The sequence below is a fragment of the Streptomyces sp. BBFR102 genome, from assembly GCF_051397025.1.
GTDB lineage: Bacteria > Actinomycetota > Actinomycetes > Streptomycetales > Streptomycetaceae > Streptomyces.
This window is the reverse complement of the sequence record NZ_CP195757.1, coordinates 1,577,677-1,596,792: the sequence shown is the minus strand read 5'-3', so window position 1 is coordinate 1,596,792 and position 19,116 is coordinate 1,577,677. Positions and strand designations below refer to the sequence as shown.

14 protein-coding genes are annotated in these 19,116 nt (G+C 71.3%); 13 read left to right on the top strand and 1 reads right to left on the bottom strand.

Going from position 1 to position 19,116, the window contains the following annotated elements; genetic code table 11:
* The first annotated feature begins 26 nt into the window (after nucleotides 1-26).
* Together ACSLIC_RS07230 and clpX are read left to right on the top strand one after the other, a co-directional pair.
* Complete coding sequence (locus tag ACSLIC_RS07230) at nucleotides 27-698, top strand: ATP-dependent Clp protease proteolytic subunit (protein WP_436740302.1); 672 nt, start codon at nucleotides 27-29, stop codon at nucleotides 696-698.
* Between the two features lie 157 nt (nucleotides 699-855).
* Nucleotides 856-2,142, top strand: coding sequence for an ATP-dependent Clp protease ATP-binding subunit ClpX (gene clpX / locus ACSLIC_RS07225; RefSeq protein WP_003948046.1), 1,287 nt, complete (start codon nucleotides 856-858; stop codon nucleotides 2,140-2,142).
* A 79-nt stretch (nucleotides 2,143-2,221) separates the two neighbouring features.
* Here clpX and ACSLIC_RS07220 read toward each other — a convergent pair whose 3' ends face one another.
* Nucleotides 2,222-3,199, bottom strand: a complete 978-nt coding sequence (locus ACSLIC_RS07220; protein WP_436736847.1) for a hypothetical protein — start codon at nucleotides 3,197-3,199, stop codon at nucleotides 2,222-2,224.
* A 136-nt stretch (nucleotides 3,200-3,335) separates the two neighbouring features.
* Here ACSLIC_RS07220 and ACSLIC_RS07215 point away from each other — a divergent pair, with 136 nt between their 5' ends.
* From ACSLIC_RS07215 to ACSLIC_RS07165, 11 genes are all read left to right on the top strand, one after another.
* Entirely contained in the window at nucleotides 3,336-5,957 is a 2,622-nt protein-coding gene (locus ACSLIC_RS07215) for a valine--tRNA ligase (RefSeq protein ID WP_436736846.1), read from the top strand.
* A gap of 105 nt (nucleotides 5,958-6,062) precedes the next feature.
* Entirely contained in the window at nucleotides 6,063-7,589 is a 1,527-nt protein-coding gene (folC, locus tag ACSLIC_RS07210; RefSeq protein WP_436736845.1) for a bifunctional tetrahydrofolate synthase/dihydrofolate synthase, read from the top strand.
* 8 nt (nucleotides 7,590-7,597) lie between these two features.
* Nucleotides 7,598-7,951 carry a DUF4233 domain-containing protein gene (locus ACSLIC_RS07205; RefSeq protein WP_436736844.1) on the top strand — a complete coding sequence of 118 codons (354 nt, stop codon included), beginning with the start codon at nucleotides 7,598-7,600 and terminating at the stop codon, nucleotides 7,949-7,951.
* 112 nt (nucleotides 7,952-8,063) lie between these two features.
* Complete coding sequence (ndk, locus tag ACSLIC_RS07200) at nucleotides 8,064-8,477, top strand: nucleoside-diphosphate kinase (RefSeq protein ID WP_436736843.1); 414 nt, start codon at nucleotides 8,064-8,066, stop codon at nucleotides 8,475-8,477.
* A 394-nt stretch (nucleotides 8,478-8,871) separates the two neighbouring features.
* Nucleotides 8,872-9,891, top strand: coding sequence for a rod shape-determining protein (locus ACSLIC_RS07195; protein ID WP_436740301.1), 1,020 nt, complete (start codon nucleotides 8,872-8,874; stop codon nucleotides 9,889-9,891).
* A 197-nt stretch (nucleotides 9,892-10,088) separates the two neighbouring features.
* The gene (gene mreC / locus ACSLIC_RS07190; RefSeq protein WP_436736842.1) at nucleotides 10,089-11,075 is read left to right on the top strand and encodes a rod shape-determining protein MreC; all 987 of its coding nucleotides are present in this window, start codon (nucleotides 10,089-10,091) and stop codon (nucleotides 11,073-11,075) included.
* Nucleotides 11,076-11,082: 7 nt separating this feature from the next.
* The gene (gene mreD, locus ACSLIC_RS07185; RefSeq protein WP_436736841.1) at nucleotides 11,083-11,754 is read left to right on the top strand and encodes a rod shape-determining protein MreD; all 672 of its coding nucleotides are present in this window, start codon (nucleotides 11,083-11,085) and stop codon (nucleotides 11,752-11,754) included.
* 40 nt (nucleotides 11,755-11,794) lie between these two features.
* Nucleotides 11,795-13,975: a penicillin-binding protein 2 gene (mrdA, locus tag ACSLIC_RS07180; RefSeq protein WP_436736840.1), complete on the top strand. Its 2,181-nt coding sequence runs from the start codon at nucleotides 11,795-11,797 to the stop codon at nucleotides 13,973-13,975.
* Entirely contained in the window at nucleotides 13,975-15,165 is a 1,191-nt protein-coding gene (gene rodA, locus ACSLIC_RS07175; RefSeq protein WP_436736839.1) for a rod shape-determining protein RodA, read from the top strand. Before mrdA ends, rodA begins: the two co-directional genes overlap by 1 nt.
* 84 nt (nucleotides 15,166-15,249) lie before the next feature.
* A complete protein-coding gene (locus ACSLIC_RS07170) occupies nucleotides 15,250-16,833 on the top strand; it encodes a CHAD domain-containing protein (RefSeq protein ID WP_436736838.1) in 1,584 nt (527 codons plus the stop codon).
* 69 nt (nucleotides 16,834-16,902) lie between these two features.
* Nucleotides 16,903-18,849: a TIGR03960 family B12-binding radical SAM protein gene (locus ACSLIC_RS07165; RefSeq protein ID WP_436736837.1), complete on the top strand. Its 1,947-nt coding sequence runs from the start codon at nucleotides 16,903-16,905 to the stop codon at nucleotides 18,847-18,849.
* Nucleotides 18,850-19,116 lie beyond the last annotated feature (267 nt).

Sequence of the window (19,116 nt, the reverse complement as noted above, 5' to 3'; positions counted from 1 at the left end):
TCATCACCAGGACGGTGAACACCCAGATGAACAACTTCCCCGGCAGCGGCGCACTCGGCGCCGGCGGCGAGTACGCGGGTCCGCGTGCCGAATCCCGTTACATCGTTCCGCGGTTCGTCGAGCGCACCTCGCAGGGTGTGCGGGAGTACGACCCGTACGCGAAGCTCTTCGAGGAGCGCGTGATCTTCCTCGGCGTGCAGATCGACGACGCGTCGGCCAACGACGTGATGGCGCAGCTGCTGTGCCTGGAGTCGATCGACCCCGACCGGGACATCTCGATCTACATCAACAGCCCCGGCGGCTCCTTCACGGCGCTGACCGCGATCTACGACACGATGCAGTTCGTGAAGCCCGACATCCAGACGGTCTGCATGGGCCAGGCCGCCTCCGCCGCCGCCGTGCTGCTGGCCGCCGGCTCGCCGGGCAAGCGCATGGCGCTGCCCAACGCCCGCGTGCTGATCCACCAGCCGTACAGTGAGACGGGGCGCGGCCAGGTCTCCGACCTGGAGATCGCGGCCAACGAAATCCTCCGTATGCGTTCGCAGTTGGAGGAGATGCTGGCCAAGCACTCGACGACGCCGCTGGACAAGATCCGCGACGACATCGAGCGCGACAAGATCCTCACGGCCGAGGACGCCCTCGCCTACGGTCTGATCGACCAGATCGTGTCGACCCGGAAGCTCAACGCCGGAGTCTGACCCGACCAGGCGGCGGCTTTGTCTCCCCTTGGCGGGGTTCGCCCCACAGCGGACCCCGCCAAGGGGGGCCGGACGAGGGCCCCGGCAAGGTACCGTCGAATATGAGGCACCAGGAGGGGCTCGCACGAGCGTCTCCCAGGCGAAGGGGAAGTACCTCGTGGCACGCATCGGTGACGGCGGCGATCTGCTCAAGTGCTCGTTCTGCGGCAAGAGTCAGAAGCAGGTCAAGAAGCTCATCGCAGGCCCCGGTGTGTACATCTGCGACGAGTGCATCGACCTCTGCAACGAGATCATCGAGGAGGAACTCGCCGAGACCTCGGAAGTGCGCTGGGACGAACTGCCCAAGCCGCGCGAGATCTACGAGTTCCTGGAGAGCTACGTCGTGGGCCAGGAGCCCGCGAAGAAGGCGCTCTCCGTCGCGGTGTACAACCACTACAAGCGCGTGCAGGCGGGGCAGAACGGCGCACCCGGCGGGCGTGAGGACGCCATCGAGCTGGGCAAGTCCAACATCCTGCTGCTGGGGCCGACCGGCTCCGGCAAGACCCTGCTCGCGCAGACGCTGGCCCGGATGCTCAACGTGCCGTTCGCCATCGCGGACGCCACGGCGCTGACCGAGGCCGGCTACGTCGGCGAGGATGTCGAGAACATCCTCCTCAAGCTCATCCAGGCCGCCGACTACGACGTCAAGAAGGCCGAGACCGGGATCATCTACATCGATGAGATCGACAAGGTCGCCCGCAAGAGCGAGAACCCGTCGATCACCCGTGACGTCTCCGGCGAGGGCGTGCAGCAGGCGCTGCTGAAGATCCTGGAGGGGACCACCGCCTCGGTGCCGCCGCAGGGCGGGCGCAAACACCCCCACCAGGAGTTCATCCAGATCGACACGACGAACGTGCTGTTCATCGTGGGCGGCGCCTTCTCCGGCCTGGAGAAGATCATCGAGTCGCGGGCCGGTGCCAAGGGCATCGGGTTCGGCGCCACGATCCGCTCCAAGCGGGAGATCGAGGAGAAGGACCAGTTCCAGGAGGTCATGCCGGAGGACCTGGTGAAGTTCGGGATGATCCCCGAGTTCATCGGCCGCCTGCCGGTCATCACCTCGGTCCACAACCTCGACCGCGAGGCGCTCCTGCAGATCCTCATCGAGCCGCGCAACGCACTGGTCAAGCAGTACCAGCGCCTCTTCGAACTCGACGGTGTGGAGCTGGACTTCGAGCGTGAGGCGCTGGAGGCCATCGCCGACCAGGCGATCCTGCGCCAGACCGGCGCCCGCGGCCTGCGCGCCATCATGGAGGAGGTCCTCATGTCGGTGATGTACGAGGTGCCGTCCCGCAAGGACGTCGCCCGCGTCGTCATCACCGCCGAGGTCGTCCAGTCCAACGTCAACCCGACCCTGATCCCCCGGGACGCCCGGGGGCGGGGGAACGGGGAGCAGAAGTCGGCCTGAGGCCAGGCGGTACGCGGAAGGGCCCCACCGTGATGGTGGGGCCCTTCCGCCGTGTCCCGTCCGGGACTCCGTACCCGCTCTACTGCGGTACCCGCACCTCGGCGCGGAGCTTGGCGGCGATCTCCGCGGCCTCGTCCATGGTGGTGCCCGTGACGCCCTGCACCGGCTCGACCAGGCCGATGGTGCTGTAATCCGCCCACATGCACATGTTGGTCTTCTGCTGCATGCCGCTGGTCGGGTTCTTCGTCTCGGCGCCCTGGCACTTCATGACCGCCCCGTCGAGTCCGGCCGGGGTGACCGCCGCGGCCTCGCCGGAGAGCGTCGTGCCGTTCTGCTCGGCGGTCTTGGTGAACTCCGCGAAGGTCTTGTCGAGCGTCGCCTGCGGGTCGGCCACCTTGCCGAAGACCCCGAAGAACGTGACGTTCTTGGCGGCCGCGACCTTCTGCGCGGTCTGCGGGTCGTTCGGGTCGAGCGTGGTCAGGTCGATGGTCGAGTAGATCGTGCCGAGGCCCTTGGCGCCGGTGATGCCCGCCGTCGCCAGCGACTTGGCGTCCGAGGACGAGGCGTCCTTGGCCGGAGTGTCGGGCGTACCGCGGGTGTACTGGCCGCCGAGGACCGTGTCCGGGGTGGTCAGCTTGTGCGGACCGTCGTCCTGCAGGCCGCCGGAGGCGACGTCGCCCCCGCCCCCGCCGCCGCCCGGCTTGTCCTCGCCGCCCGAGGTCAGCAGCCAGGCGCCGCCCGCGAGGACGGCCACCGCGACCACGCAGGCCGCGACGACCAGGCCGGTCTTCTTCTTCCCGCCGTCCCCCGAGGGCGGCGGGGGGACCTGGCCGTAGGGGCCGCCGGGCTGGCCGGGCTGCGGCGGGACCTGGTTGTACGGCCCCGGCTGCTGTCCCTGCTGCGGGTACCCGTACCCGGGCTGCTGGGGCGCCCCGCCCTGCTGGGGGTGGCCGTAACCGGGCTGGCCGCCGGCGGGCGGGGCCGGGGGCGGCTGCTGGCCGTAGGGGCCGGGCTGCTGCGGCTGGCCTCCGTACGGGCCGGGCTGGTTGTAGCTCATGGGCGTGGTTCCCCTCCGTTGTACCTGCGTTGGGCTCATCCTGACGGACATGACCGCGTCATGGCGAAACCGGGGCGCCTCCGTTACCGAGAATCCGGTTTCGGGACGGGGCGGTGACGCCCGTAAACTGTGCCTCGTGACCGACAACACTCAGCAGCAGCAAGCAGCCACCCCCGACCTGCCGACCCAGTACGTGCCGGCCGACGTAGAGGGGGAGCTGTACGAGCGCTGGGTGGAGCGGGGCTATTTCGAGGCCGACGAGCACAGCGAGAAGCCCCCGTACACCATCGTCATCCCGCCGCCGAACGTCACCGGCTCGCTCCACCTGGGCCACGCCTTCGAGCACACGCTGATCGACGCCCTCACCCGCCGCAAGCGGATGCAGGGGTACGAGACGCTGTGGCAGCCCGGCATGGACCACGCCGGCATCGCCACGCAGAACGTCGTCGAGCGCGAGCTGGCCAAGGAGGGCAAGTCCCGCCACGACCTGGGCCGCGAGGCGTTCATCGAGCGCGTCTGGAAGTGGAAGAACGAGTCGGGCGGCCAGATCTCCGGCCAGATGCGCCGGCTGGGCGACGGTGTCGCCTGGTCCCGCGAGCGGTTCACCATGGACGAGGGGCTCTCCCGCGCCGTCCAGACCGTCTTCAAGAAGATGTACGACGACGAGCTGATCTACCGCGCCGAGCGCATCATCAACTGGTGCCCGCGCTGTCTGACGGCCATCTCCGACATCGAGGTCGAGTACAGCGACGACGACGGCGAACTCGTCTCGATGAAGTACGGCGAGGGCGAGGACAGCCTCGTCGTCGCCACCACCCGCGCCGAGACGATGCTCGGGGACACCGCGGTCGCCGTCCACCCCGACGACGAGCGGTACCAGCACCTGGTCGGCAAGCAGATCAAGCTGCCGCTCACCGACCGGACCATCCCGGTCGTCGCCGACGCCCACGTCGACCCGGAGTTCGGCACCGGCGCGGTCAAGGTCACCCCGGCCCACGACCCGAACGACTTCGAGATCGGCCGCCGCCACGACCTGCCCTCGCTCACCGTCATGGACGAGCGCGCGGTCATCACCGTCCCCGGCCCCTTCGAGGGCCTGGACCGGCTGGAGGCCCGCGCGGCGATCGTCGCCGCGCTGCGCGCCGAGGGCCGGATCGTCGCCGAGAAGCGCCCGTACGTCCACTCGGTCGGCCACTGCTCGCGGTGCAAGACCACCGTGGAGCCCCGCCTGTCGATGCAGTGGTGGGTCAAGGTCGGCCCGCTCGCGCAGGCCGCCGGCGACGCGGTCCGCGACGGCCAGGTCAAGATCCACCCGCAGGAGATGGAGAAGCGCTACTTCGACTGGGTCGACGACCTGCGCGACTGGTGCATCTCCCGGCAGCTGTGGTGGGGCCACCGCATCCCGATCTGGTACGGCCCCGACGGCGAGATCGTCTGCGTCGGCCCCGACCAGGAGCCGCCGAGCGGCGAGGGCTGGCACCAGGAGACCGACGTCCTCGACACCTGGTTCTCCTCGGGCCTGTGGCCCTTCTCCACCCTCGGCTGGCCCGAGCAGACCGACAGCCTCGCGAAGTTCTACCCGAACTCCGTCCTGGTCACCGGCTACGACATCCTCTTCTTCTGGGTCGCCCGGATGATGATGTTCGGCCTCTACGCGATGGACGGCACCCCGCCGTTCCACACCATCGCCCTGCACGGCATGGTCCGCGACCAGTTCGGCAAGAAGATGTCGAAGTCCTTCGGCAACGCCGTCAACCCGCTCGACTGGATGGACGCCTACGGCTCCGACGCCCTGCGCTTCACCCTGGCGCGCGGTGCCAACCCGGGCGTCGACGTGCCGATCGGCGAGGACTGGGTCCAGGGCTCGCGGAACTTCGCCAACAAGATCTGGAACGCCACCCGCTTCGCCCTGATGAACGGCGCCACGGTCGAGGGCGAACTGCCCGCCGCCGAGGAACTGTCCGCCACCGACCGGTGGGTCCTCTCCCGCCTGAACACGGTGGTCGCCGAGGCCGACGCGTACTACGAGGACTACCAGTTCGCGAAGGTCTCCGACGCCCTCTTCCACTTCGCGTGGGACGAGGTCTTCGACTGGTACGTCGAGCTGTCCAAGACCACCTTCATGGGTGGCGGGCGCCCCGCAGAGGTCTCCGCCCGCGTCCTCGGCGAGGTCCTCGACACGACGCTCCGGCTGCTCCACCCGGTCATGCCGTTCGTCACCGAGACGCTCTGGACCACCCTCACCGGCCAGGAGTCGCTGGTCATCGCCGACTGGCCGGCCGACAGCGGCTTCCGCGACACCGCCGCCGAGGCCGAGATCGAGCAGGTCCAGCAGGTCATCACCGAGGTCCGCCGGTTCCGCTCGGACCAGGGCCTTCAGCCGGGCCAGAAGGTCCCCGCCCGCCTCACCCTGGAGGGCACCGCCTTCGCCCCGCACGAGGCGGCCATCCGTCAGCTGCTCCGGCTGACCCCGGAGGGCGAGGCATTCCAGGCGACCGCGAGCCTGCCGGTCTCCGGCGCCACCGTCGCCCTCGACCTCTCCGGCACCATCGACGTCGAGGCCGAGCGCAAGCGCCTGGCCAAGGACCTCGCGAACGCCGAGAAGGAGAAGGCCGCCGCCGAGGCCAAGCTGGGCAACGAGGCGTTCCTCGCCAAGGCCCCCGACAAGGTCGTGGACAAGATCCGCGGCCGCCTCACCAAGGCCGAGGCCGACATCGAGCGCATCACCGCGCAGCTGGCGGCACTGCCCGCCGCCTGATCCGCACGGCACGTCCGAGGAGGGGCCCCACCGCGCCGGTGGGGCCCCTCGCGGCATACCCGGGCCCGGCGAGAGATCCACGGCGCTCTCCGTAGACTGGGGCGCGTGAGCGACCACCCCCCGCACGACAGCGGCGAGCCCGAGCAGCCCGGACCCGATGACGAAGCCTTCCAGGAGATCGTCGACGCAGAACAGGACCGCGACCCCGACCTCGCCGTGATCGAGGCGGGCAGCCGCACGCTGCGCACCCAGACCGCTCCGCCGCAGGACGAGCCGGTCCGCCCCGCCGACCCCGAGACCGCCGCGGCCCTGCGCGAGGTCGAGACGGAGCTGGCCGGCCGCTGGGGCGAGACCAAGCTGGAGCCCTCCGTCACCCGCATCCAGGGGCTGATGGACGTACTGGGCGACCCGCAGCGCGCGTACCCCTCGATCCACATCACCGGGACCAACGGCAAGACCTCCACGGCCCGCATGGTCGAGGCGCTGCTCGGCGCCTTCGAGCTGCGCACCGGGCGGTACACCTCGCCGCACGTCCAGTCGATCACCGAGCGGATCAGCCTGGACGGCGCGCCGATCGCCCCCGACCGGTTCGTGGACACCTACCGCGACCTCAAGCCGTACGTCGAGATGATCGACAACCAGGGCCCGTACCGGCTCTCCTTCTTCGAGGTCCTCACCGGGATGGCCTACGCGGCCTTCGCCGACGCGCCGGTGGACGTCGCCGTGGTCGAGGTCGGCATGGGCGGCAGCTGGGACGCGACCAACGTCATCGACGGCCAGGTCGCCGTGATCACCCCGATCGACCTGGACCACACCGACCGGCTCGGCACCACGCCCGGCGAGATCGCCGGGGAGAAGGCCGGGATCATCAAGCCCGACGCCACGGTCATCATGGCGCAGCAGCCCGTGGACGCCGCCCAGGTCATCCTCAAGAAGGCCGTCGAGGCCGACGCGACGGTGGCCCGCGAGGGCATGGAGTTCGGCGTGGTCTCCCGGCGGATCGCGGTCGACGGCCAGTTGGTCACCCTGCGCGGGCTCGGCGGCGAGTACGAGGACATCTACCTGCCGCTGCACGGCCCCTACCAGGCGCACAACGCAGCGGTCGCGCTCGCCGCCGTCGAGGCGTTCTTCGGCGTCGGCTCCGAGCACGCCCGCGAGCTGGACATCGACACCCTGCGCAAGGGGTTCGCCTCGGTGACCGCGCCGGGCCGCCTGGAGATCGTCCGCAAGTCGCCGACGGTCGTCCTGGACGCCGCCCACAACCCGTCCGGCGCCCGCGCCACCGCGACCGCCGTCAGCGAAGCCTTCGACTTCAGCCGCCTGATCGGCGTGGTCGGGGTGAGCGACGGCAAGGACGCCAAGGGGCTCCTGGAAGCCTTCGAGCCGCTCCTCGCCGAGGTCGTCGTCACCCGTAACTCCAGCGAGCGGGCCATGGACGTCGACGAGTTGGCGGCGCTCGCCGTCGAGGTCTTCGGCGAGGACCGGGTCCAGGTCGAGCCGCGGCTCGACGACGCCCTGGAGGCGGCGGTCACCCTCGCCGAGGAAGAGGGCGAGTACTCCGGCGGTGGCGTCCTCGTCACCGGTTCCGTCATCACGGTCGGCGAGGCCCGGCTGCTTCTGGGAAGGGGCTGAGCGGCGCCATGCGGATGCTCTGCGCTTCGACGCTCATCGGCGAGTTCTTCGTCATCGGCTTCGCTGGACTGGTCGCGATGAAGGACCCCGACCTCGCCATGGGCACCGTCTGGACGGTCTGCGGCGTCCTGATGGCCGTCAGCGTCCTGCTCTGCGGGCTGCTCTCACGGCCGGCCGGCGTCTGGCTGGGCTGGGCACTGCAGGGCGCGCTGGTCCTCAGCGGCTTCTTCGTGCCGGTCATGTTCGCGCTGGGGGCCTGCTTCGCCGGGCTGTGGTGGGCCTCGATCCACTTCGGCCGGAAGATCGACGAGGCCAAGGCGCGCTGGGCAGCGCAGGCGGCGGGCGAACCCGAGGCGGCGTAAAAGGGGACGGGCCGGGCGACCGGGTGCGTCGGCGGGGGTCCGGCTGCGGCCTCGCCGGTCACACCCGGTAACCTCGGCCCGACCGCACACCCCGGCCGTCAAGGAGCCCTACATGACCGAGCGCACCCTCGTCCTGCTCAAGCCCGATGCCCACCGCCGTGGCCTGATCGGCGAGATCATCGGCCGCATCGAGCGCAAGGCGGGCTGGGAGATCACCGCGCTGGAGCTGCGCACCCTGGACGCCGGGACGCTGGAGCAGCACTACGGCGAGCACAAGGGCAAGCCCTTCTACGAGCCGCTGATGGGCTTCATGCAGTCCGGCCCGGTCGTCGCCCTGATCGTCGAGGGCGAGCGAGTCGTCGAGGGCGTCCGCCAGCTGGCCGGTCCCACCGACCCGATCGCCGCCGCGCCCGGCTCCATCCGCGGCGACTTCGGCACCATCGTGCGCGAGAACCTCATCCACGCCTCCGACTCGCCCGAGTCGGCCGAGCGCGAGGTCGCCCTGTTCTTCCCGGGCCGTGCCTGAGCCTTCCCGTGCCCGGGGAGTAAGACGTTCCGTTCCGTGGATTGCGCGGCGGGCCCGTCCGCACCAGACTGTGCGGACGGCCGCGCGGCGTGCCGGGGGCTGCCCCGGCCGGTGACGTCGGGTCAGCACGACGACGTGCCGACGCGCGGCGGCCGGCGGGAGTCGGCCGCCTTTCGCATATGCGGGCTGTTCGGGGGAACCCGTGGCCCGGATGGCACGTCTCCCAGGGCGAGGCGGCCCGTCATCTGCTGACAATGGCGAAGACCCTTGCGCCGTGCCCGTGCGGGCGAGACTACGATGGAAGCCTTCACGCCACAGCACCCACCCTCGCCATCCTGAGAAGCCGTCAACGCTCCACTTTGGGAAGGCCAGACGAATCCTGATGGGGAACACAATGTCGTTCATCGGCCGTGACATGGCTGTCGACCTCGGGACCGCCAACACGCTGGTGTACGTCAGGGGCCGGGGGATCGTTCTCAACGAACCGTCCGTCGTCGCCATCAACACCAACACCGGCGGCATCCTCGCGGTAGGTGCCGAAGCCAAGAAGATGATCGGCCGCACACCCGGCAACATCGTCGCCGTGCGACCGCTGAAGGACGGCGTCATCGCCGACTTCGAGATCACCGAGCGGATGCTCCGCTACTTCATCCTCAAGATCCACAAGCGGCGCTACCTCGCCCGCCCCCGGGTCGTCGTCTGCGTCCCCTCCGGCATCACCGGGGTCGAACGCCGTGCCGTGATCGAGGCGTCCACGCAGGCCGGTGCCCGTCAGGTGCACATCATCGAGGAGCCCATGGCCGCCGCCATCGGCGCGGGCCTGCCCGTCCACGAGGCCACCGGCAACATGGTCGTGGACATCGGCGGCGGCACCACCGAGGTCGCCGTGATCTCGCTCGGCGGCATCGTCACCGCCCAGTCCATCCGGGTGGCCGGCGACGAGCTGGACAACGCGATCATCCAGCACGTCAAGAAGGAGTACAGCCTCCTCCTCGGCGAGCGCACCGCCGAGCAGATCAAGCTCACCATCGGCTCGGCCTACGACCTCGACACCGACGAGCACACCGAGATCCGCGGCCGCGACCTGGTCAGCGGGCTCCCCAAGACCGTCGTGATCTCGGCCGCCGAGGTCCGCAAGGCGATCGAGGAGCCGGTCAACGCCATCGTCGACGCGGTCAAGACCACCCTCGACAAGTGCCCGCCGGAGCTGTCCGGCGACGTCATGGACCGCGGCATCGTGCTCACCGGCGGTGGCGCCCTGCTCCGCGGCCTGGACGAGCGGCTGCGCCGCGAGACCGGCATGCCGATCCACATCGCCGAGGACCCGCTCGACTCCGTCGCGCTCGGCTCCGGCAAGTGCGTCGAGGAGTTCGAGGCCCTCCAGCAGGTCCTGGACGCCTCCCCGCGCCGGTGATCCCTCCGGGCGGGCCCCCGCGGCCCGCCCGGTGACCGCGGCCGGAGCACCCGCGGACCGGCCCGCACGCGCCCCCTGCTCCGGCACCACGGCACCCGGGTCACCGCCCCGCGCCGCACCCCCGGAACCGGGCCCGCCGCCCCTTGCACGACCCGAAGCCCGAACCCATTCCGACGAGGAAGGCACGGCCGCCGCACGTGAGGGACACACGAGAGAGTCGGCTGCTCCTGGTGCTGCTGATCGTCATCGCGTTCGCACTGATCACGGTGGACATCCGCGGCGGCGAGGACTCGCCGATCGATGGCGCCCGCAAGGCCGCAGCCACCGTCCTCGGACCGGTGGAGAGCGGCGTCGCCGGCGCGGTAGACCCGATCGGCGACGCCGTCGGAGCCGTCCGCGACTCCGGCGGCCGCCACGACCGCATCGCCGCCCTGGAGCGCGAGAACGCCGCACTCAAGACCCGCCTCGGCAGCGACGCGCGCAACCAGAGCCGCGTCCGCCAGCTCGACGCCATGCTGAAGAAGGCCGGCGCCGGGCAGTACGGCATCCGCGGGGCCGAAGTCGTCGCCATCGGCCCCGCCCAGGGCTTCTCCTGGACGATCACCATCGACGCGGGCAGCAAGGACGGCATCGCCCGCGACATGACCGTCATCAACGGTGACGGCCTCGTCGGCCGCATCACCACCGTCGGCCCGCACACCGCCACCGTGCTCCTCGCCAGCGACCCCGACTTCACCGTCGGCACCCGCATGGAGGGCTCCGACGAACTCGGCTTCGCCACCGGCCAGGGCGACCGCCCGCTCGCCGTCCAACTGCTCAACGGCAAGTCCAAGGTCAAGAAGGGCGACCGGATGGTCACCTTCGGCTCCCACGCCGACAAGCCCTTCGTGCCCGGGGTCCCCCTCGGCGAGGTGGTCCGCGTCGACCCGCTCGGCGGCGACCTGACCCGCACCGTCCACCTCAAGCCGTACGTCGGCTTCACCAAGCTCGACCTCGTCGGCATCGTCGTCCAGGCCCCCCGCGAGGACCCCCGCGACACCGTGCTGCCGCCCAAGTCGAAGCCGGTCCCCACGCCCACCGTGACGGTCACCGCCCCGCCGCCCGGCGAGAACCCCGAAGGCGAGGCCGACGAGGCCGGCGCCGCCGGGGCCGGACAGCCCGAGCCCGGAACCGACCAGGAGTAGAGCTGCCATGCGCCTCAACAGGATTCTGCTCTCCACCGCGCTGATCGTGGTCGCCCTCGTCGTCCAGGTCAGCGTCCTGGCCCGGCTCCAACTGCCCGGCGCCGTCCCCGACCTGCTGCTGCTCACCGTCCTCGCCCTGGCCATGGTCTACGGGCCCACCGGCGGCAGCCTCGTCGGCTTCGGCGCCGGACTCCTCGCCGACCTCGCGCCCCCCGCCGACCACGCGGTGGGCCGCTACGCCCTGGTCCTCTGCGTCGTCGGCTACCTCGCCGGGCTCGCCAAGCCCGAGACCGGCAAGCTGCGCTCGGCCACCGGCCCGCTGGTCGTCGTGGTCGGCGCCGCCATCGGCTCCACCCTGCTCTACGCGGGCGTCGGCGCCCTCGTCGGAGACACCGCCGCCAGGGACGTGGGCCTCGGCGGGCTGCTCTTCACCGCCTCGCTGTACGACCTGCTGCTCGCGCCGTTCACCGTGCCGTGGATCATGGCGCTGGCCCGCCGAGGCGAACACGACCCGGTCGCCGACGCCTCCGGCGGCTCCGGCGGCGACGTCGCCGCCGGCTGGCTGACCTCCGGCGGCGCCAAGGGCCTCGCCATCGGCCGCCAGCGCGGTCTGCGCGCCAGAGCCATGAAGTCCCGGGTCGCCCGGGCCGGACGTATCAAGGGGGTCAAGCGCCTGTGACCGCAACTCCCGCCGCACCTCGCGCGAGGAGGCCCCGCCCGTGAGCAACATCCCCGAGACCGGCCGCACCCCCCGCGTGCAGATCCGGCTCATCGTCATCCAGGTCCTCGTCGTCTCCCTGCTGCTGACCCTCGGCGGACGGCTGTGGTACCTCCAGATCCGCCAGGGCGACGAGTACGCCGCCCAGGCGTCCGGCAACCACGTCCAGCAGGTCGTCAAGCCCGCCGTGCGCGGCGCCATCCTCGACGCCCGCGGCGTACCCATCGCCGACAACGAGACCCGGCTCGTCGTCTCCGCCTCGCGCACCGAGCTGATGAAGATGAAGGATGACGGGAAGGCCGTCCTCGGCCGCCTCGCCGAGGTCCTCGGCATGGCGCCGAAGGAGGTCACCGACAAGGTCCGCCTCTGCGACGCCGAGACCCCCCAGCCCTGCTGGAACGGCTCCCCGTACCAGCCCATCCCCATCACCGACGAGGCCACCGCCAAGCAGGCCCTGCAGATCCGCGAGCGGACCGAGGAGTTCCCCGGCATCACCGCCGAGCCGACCGCGGTCCGCCGCTACCCGGCCCCCGGCAAGTCCCAGACCTCCCAGGTGCTCGGCTACCTCTCCCCGGTCACCGACGAGGAGATCAAGAAGGCCGAGAACTCCGACTCGCCCTACCTCCGCTCCGACCAGGTCGGCCGCTCCGGCCTGGAGCGCACCTACGACAAGGAGCTGCGCGGCAAGGCCGGCGTCACCCGCTACGAGGTCGACAACCTCGGCCGCGTCATCGGCGAGGCCGAGTCCGACCCGGCCGAGGCCGGCGCCAACGTCGTCACCAGCATCGACTCCCGCGTCCAGGCGGTCACCGAGTACGAGCTGAACGAGGCGATGAAGGCCGCCCGCAAGGAGATGGACCGCAACACCAACCGGCTCTACGAGGCCGACGCGGGCGCCGCCGTCGTCATGGAGAACAAGACCGGCCGCGTCGTCGCCATGGCCTCGCTGCCCGACTACGACCCCAACGCCTGGGTCGGCGGCATCTCCGGCAAGGACTACGCCAAGTTCACCAGCAAGAAGTCGAACTACCCGCTGCTCAACCGGGCCATCCAGGGGCAGGCCGCACCCGGCTCGATCTTCAAGGTGATCTCCTCCACCGCCGCCGTCAACGCCGGGTACGACTTCGACGGCAACTACCCCTGCCCCAGCTCGTACTCGATCGGCGGCCAGGTCTTCAAGAACTTCGAGTCCCAGGGATACGGCTCCATCAACCTCGGCCGCGCCCTGGAGGTCTCCTGCGACACCGTCTTCTACCACCTTGCCCACCAGCAGTGGCAGAAGGACGGCGGCAACAACCCCAAGAACCCCAAGGACTGGTTCTACAAGACCGCCCACCAGTTCGGCCTCGGCGAGGAGACCGGCATCGACCTCCCCAACGAGGTCTCCGGCCGCGTCCCCGACCGCCAGTGGAAGAAGGACTACTGGAAGGCCAACAAGGACGCCTGGTGCAAGACCGGCAAGAAGGGCGGCGAGTACGCCGAGCAGATCGCCTACGAGAACTGCCTCGAAGGCATGCGGATGCGCGCCGGTGACTCGGTCAACTACTCCATCGGCCAGGGCGACACCCTCGTCACCCCCATCCAGATGGCCACCATCTACGCGGCCATCGCCAACGGCGGCACCCTCTACGACCCCGCCGTCGGCAAGGCCGTCATCAGCGCCGACGGCAAGAAGACCACCGAGATCGAGCCCAAGGCCCACGGCAAGCTGCCGATGAACCAGAAGACGAGGAAGCAGATAGAGCAGGCACTCGCGGGCGTCGCGACCACCGGCTCGGCCGCCTGGCGCTTCGGCGGCTGGCCGCAGGACAAGATCCCGATGCACGCCAAGACCGGCACCGCCGAGGTCTACGGCAAGCAGACCACCTCCTGGTTCGCCAGCTACACCCCCGACTACACCATCGTCATGACGATCTCCCAGGGCGGCACCGGCTCCGGCGCCTCCGGACCCGCGGTCCGCAAGATCTACGAGGCGATGTACGGGCTCACCGAGGACGGCACGCAGGACGTCAAGAAGGCCCTGCTGCCCAAGCCCCAGTCGGCGCTGCCCAAGGTCGAGCCCGACGGCTCGATCCACGCCCCGACCGTCAAGCCCTACCTGCCCGTGAAGCCCTCCCCGCCCGCCGACACCCAGGACCTCGCCACCGGCCCGGGTGGCTCCCTTCTCTGGAGGCGCGACTGATGGTCGGCTTCTCCGTCCCCGGCTACGGGCCCGAACGCGCCTCCTGGACCCGGGTCTTCGCCCGCGACTCGGTGGTGCGCCGGCTCGACTGGCCGATGCTGCTGAGCGCGCTCGCCCTCTCGCTGGTCGGCGTCGTGCTCGTCTACTCCGCCACCCGCAACCGCATGGGGCTCAACCAGGGGGACCCGTACTTCTTCCTCCTCCGCCACCTGCTCAACACCGGCATCGGCATCGCCCTCATGGCGGGCACCATCTGGCTGGGCCACCGCACCCTCAGGACCGCCGTCCCGGTCCTCTACGGCATCTCGGTGCTACTGATCCTGCTGGTCCTCACCCCGCTGGGCGCCACCATCAACGGCGCCCACGCCTGGCTTGTCGTCGGCGGCTTCAGCCTCCAGCCCTCCGAGTTCGTCAAGATCACCATCATCCTCGGCATGGCCATGCTGCTGGCCGCCCGCGTCGACGCCGGCGACCGGGAACACCCCGACCACCGCACCGTCCTGCTCGCCCTGGCCCTGGCCACCGTGCCGATGCTCATCGTCATGCTGATGCCGGACCTCGGCTCCGTGATGGTCATGGTGATGATCGTGCTCGGCGTGCTGCTCGCCTCCGGCGCCTCCAACCGCTGGATTCTCGGCCTCATCGGCGCCGGGGCCGCCGGGGCGATCCTGGTCTGGCAGCTCGGTGTACTGGACGAGTACCAGATCAACCGGTTCGCCGCCTTCGCCAACCCCCAGCTCGACCCGGCCGGCGTCGGCTACAACACCAACCAGGCGCGCATCGCCATCGGCTCCGGCGGCCTCACCGGCACCGGCCTCTTCCAGGGCACCCAGACCACCGGCCAGTTCGTCCCCGAGCAGCAGACCGACTTCGTCTTCACCGTCGCCGGCGAGGAGCTCGGCTTCCTGGGCGCCGGCCTCATCATCGTCCTGATCGGCGTCGTCCTCTGGCGCGCCTGCCGCATCGCCCGCGCCACCACCGAGCTGTACGGCACGATCGTGGCCGGCGGCATCATCGCCTGGTTCGCCTTCCAGTCCTTCGAGAACATCGGCATGACGCTCGGCATCATGCCCGTCGCCGGCCTCCCGCTGCCGTTCGTCAGCTACGGCGGCACCGCCATGTTCGCGGCCTGGATCGCCATAGGGCTCCTCCAGTCGATCAAGCTGGAACGCCCTCTCTCCGCCACGTGACCCACCCCGCCACCGGTACGGGCACCGGTGCGGTACCCGCACAGGGACTGCACCGATGCCCGTACCGCCGTTAATGTCGGTTTCATGGCCTCTGTCGCGCGTGAGACCGGGCGGACGTACGAAGCCCCTGCCGCACCTGCGGGCACCGAGGGCCCGGACGGCGCCGCCCCCGGCGCCCTCCTCGGCGCGCTGGCCCGCACCGACGGCGTCGCCCGCGTCACCGGCCGGGGCGTCGAGGAACTCGACGCCACCTACTTCGACACCGACGACGGCCGCCTCGCCGCCACCCGCGCCACCCTGCGCCGCCGCACCGGAGGCCACGACGCCGGCTGGCACCTCGAACTCCCCGTCGCCGCGGGCGGCGACTCCCGCGACGAACTCCACGCCCCGCTCGGCGACGCCCTCCCCGCCGACCTCGCCCCGCTGCTCCGCTCCCGCACCCGCGAGGCACCGCTCGGCCCCGTCCTGCGGCTGCGCACCACCCGCCGCCGCCACACCCTGCACGCCGCCGACGGCACCGCCCTCGCCGAGGCCGCCACCGACACCGTCCGCGCCGAACGCCTCGACGGCGCCCCCGGCGGACTCGCCGGAGCCACCACCGCCTGGCGCGAGATCGAGGTCGAACTCGCCGAGGGCGCCCCCGCCGGCCTCCTCGACCGGATCGAGGAACGCCTCGCCGCCGCCGGAATCCGCCGCTCGCGGTACCGCTCCCCGTTCGCCCGCGCCCTCACCGGCACCGGCCCGCCGCCCGAGACCTGGCCCGCCCCCGACCCGGCGCCCGCCTCCGGTACCGCCGGCGCCGAACTCCTCGCCTACCTCGCCCGGTGGCACCGCGCCCTCGTCGCCCTGGACACCGACGTCCGCCGCGACCTGCCCGACGCCGTCCACCAGCTGCGCGTCGCCACCCGCCGCCTGCGCGGCGCCTTCAAGGCGTACCGCGAGGTCCTCGACCGGGCCGCCACCGACCCGGTCGGCGAGGAGCTGAAATGGCTCGCCGGGGAACTGGCCCCCGCCCGTGACGGCGAGGTCCTCACCGCCCGCCTCGGCCACCTCCTCGCCACCACCGACCCCGCCCTCGTCCTCGGCCCCGCCGCCGCCCGGCTCCGGCGCTGGTCAGCCGCCCGCGCCGTCGAGGCCCGCGACCGCGTCCACGCCGCCCTCGACAGCCCGCGCCACCTCGCCCTGCTCACCGCCCTGGCCGGCCTCGCCACCGATCCACCGCTGCGCGAGGCCGCCCACCGGCCCGCCCGCGAAGTGCTGCCCGCCGCCCTCGCCCGCGGCCACCGGCGCCTGGCCACCCGCCTCGACCACGCCCTCGCCCTGCCGCCGGGCCCCGGCCGCGACCACGCCCTCCACCAGGCCCGCAAGGCCGCCAAGCGCGCCCGTTACGCCGCCGAGGCCGCCGGCCCCGCCCTGGGCGAGCCGGCCAAGCGCTACCGCAAGCGGGTCAAGGCCGTGCAGCGGCTGCTCGGCGCCCACCAGGACAGCGTGGTCGCCCGCGAGGCCCTGCGCCGGCTCGCCGTCCAGGCACACGGTGCGGGGGAGTCCGCCTTCACCTGGGGCCTGCTGCACGGCACCGAGCGGGCCCGCGCCGAGGCGGCCGAACGCGGACTCCCCGAGGCGTGGCGGGCGGTCCGCGCCGAGGGGCTCCCGAAAGCGGGCCGCTGACGGTGTCAAGGGCCCTTCCGTACCACGCTAGGCTTGAGGATCAGCCCTGCCCGCTCACGAAGGTTCCCGATGACTGACCAGTCGACTGCGGAGTCGGTCTTCCCCCAGCTCGAAGCGCTGCTCCCGCACGTACAGAAGCCCATCCAGTACGTCGGCGGTGAGCTGAACTCCACCGTCAAGCCGTGGGAGTCCTGCGACGTCCGCTGGGCCCTGATGTACCCCGACGCGTACGAGGTCGGCCTGCCCAACCAGGGCGTCATGATCCTCTACGAGGTGCTCAACGAGCGCGAGGGCGTCCTCGCCGAGCGCACCTACAGCGTCTGGCCCGACCTCGAAGAGCTGATGCGCGAGCACCGCGTGCCGCAGTTCACCGTGGACAGCCACCGGCCCGTCGGCGCCTTCGACGTCTTCGGCCTCAGCTTCTCCACCGAGCTGGGCTACACCAACATGCTCACCGCGCTCGACCTCGCGGGCATCCCGCTGAACGCCGCCGACCGCACCGTCGACGACCCGGTCGTCCTCGCCGGCGGCCACGCGGCCTTCAACCCGGAGCCGATCGCCGAGTTCATCGACTGCGCCGTGGTCGGCGACGGCGAGCAGGCCGTCCTGGAGATCACCGACATCGTCCGGGCCTGGAAGGCCGAGGGCCGCCCCGGAGGCCGCGAGGAACTCCTCTTCCGCCTCGCCCGCACCGGCGGCGTCTACGTCCCCGCGTTCTACGACGTCGAGTACCTGCCCGACGGCCGCATCGCCCGGGTCGTGCCCAACCGCTCCGGCGTCCCGTGGCGCGTCTCCAAGCACACCGTCATGGACCTCGACGAGTGGCCCTACCCGAAGCAGCCGCTGGTCCCGCTCGCCGAGACCGTCCACGAGCGGATGTCGGTGGAGATCTTCCGCGGCTGCACCCGCGGCTGCCGCTTCTGCCAGGCCGGCATGATCACCCGCCCGGTCCGCGAGCGCTCCATCACCGGCATCGGCGAGATGGTCGACAAGGGCCTCAAGGCCACCGGCTTCGAAGAGGTCGGCCTGCTCTCCCTCTCCTCCGCCGACCACAGCGAGATCGGCGACATCGCCAAGGGCCTCGCCGACCGGTACGAGCAGGACAAGATCGGCCTGTCCCTCCCCTCGACCCGCGTCGACGCCTTCAACGTCGACCTGGCCAACGAGCTGACCCGCAACGGCCGCCGCTCCGGGCTCACCTTCGCCCCCGAGGGCGGCTCCGAGCGGATGCGGAAGGTCATCAACAAGATGGTCTCCGAGGAGGACCTGATCCGCACCGTCGCCACCGCCTACGGCAACGGCTGGCGCCAGGTCAAGCTGTACTTCATGTGCGGCCTGCCCACCGAGACCGACGAGGACGTCCTCCAGATCGCCGACATGGCGACCGGCGTCATCGCCAAGGGCCGCGAGGTCTCCGGCTCCCAGGACATCCGCTGCACCGTCTCCATCGGCGGCTTCGTCCCCAAGCCGCACACCCCCTTCCAGTGGGCCCCGCAGCTCTCCGCCGAGCAGACCGACGCCCGCCTGGAGAAGCTCCGCGACAAGATCCGCGGCGACAAGAAGTACGGCCGCTCCATCGGCTTCCGCTACCACGACGGCAAGCCCGGCATCGTCGAGGGCCTCCTCTCCCGCGGCGACCGCCGCGTCGGCGCGGTCATCCGCGCCGTCTACGAGGACGGCGGACGCTTCGACGGCTGGCGCGAGTACTTCAGCTACGACCGCTGGATGGCCTGCGCCGAGAAGACCCTCCCCGAACAGGGCGTCGACGTCGACTGGTACACCACCCGCGAACGCACCTACGAGGAGGTCCTCCCCTGGGACCACCTCGACTCCGGCCTCGACAAGGAATGGCTCTGGGAGGACTGGCAGGACGCCCTCGACGAAACCGAGGTCGAGGACTGCCGCTGGACCCCCTGCTTCGACTGCGGGGTGTGCCCGCAGATGGACACCAGCATCCAGATCGGCCCCACCGGCAAGAAGCTGCTGCCGCTGAGCGTGGTGGGCCAGGGCGAGTAGCGAAGGGCCCACGTGCCGGGGACCGTGCGGCGGTCCCCGGCACCTTCATGTCCGGGGGTCGGTGGGCCGGTCCGGCGAAGCCGGGTGGCAGGGCGGGACGGCGGCGCCGAAGGCGGTCCCATGGACGCGCGTACCCGGGGAGCCGCGGAGCGCCGAGTGCCCGGTCGGCGTACCTCCGCGCCGACCGCCGCCGAGGAGGTCGGCCCCCGGCCCGGCCGACTGGCTCGACCCCCTCGGTCGGGTGCTGCTGTGGGTGGCCGTGGCCGC

Excerpts from the sequence above, each read along its gene's own strand:
- ACSLIC_RS07230 (WP_436740302.1), top strand. The coding sequence starts at position 27 with ATGAACAACTTCCCCGGCAGCGGCGCACTCGGCGCCGGCGGCGAGTAC.
- ACSLIC_RS07220 (WP_436736847.1), bottom strand. The coding sequence starts at position 3,199 with ATGAGCTACAACCAGCCCGGCCCGTACGGAGGCCAGCCGCAGCAGCCC.
- ACSLIC_RS07205 (WP_436736844.1), top strand. The coding sequence starts at position 7,598 with ATGCGGATGCTCTGCGCTTCGACGCTCATCGGCGAGTTCTTCGTCATC.
- ndk (WP_436736843.1), top strand. The coding sequence starts at position 8,064 with ATGACCGAGCGCACCCTCGTCCTGCTCAAGCCCGATGCCCACCGCCGT.
- ACSLIC_RS07195 (WP_436740301.1), top strand. The coding sequence starts at position 8,872 with ATGTCGTTCATCGGCCGTGACATGGCTGTCGACCTCGGGACCGCCAAC.
- mreD (WP_436736841.1), top strand. The coding sequence starts at position 11,083 with ATGCGCCTCAACAGGATTCTGCTCTCCACCGCGCTGATCGTGGTCGCC.
- rodA (WP_436736839.1), top strand. The coding sequence starts at position 13,975 with ATGGTCGGCTTCTCCGTCCCCGGCTACGGGCCCGAACGCGCCTCCTGG.
- ACSLIC_RS07170 (WP_436736838.1), top strand. The coding sequence starts at position 15,250 with ATGGCCTCTGTCGCGCGTGAGACCGGGCGGACGTACGAAGCCCCTGCC.
- ACSLIC_RS07165 (WP_436736837.1), top strand. The coding sequence starts at position 16,903 with ATGACTGACCAGTCGACTGCGGAGTCGGTCTTCCCCCAGCTCGAAGCG.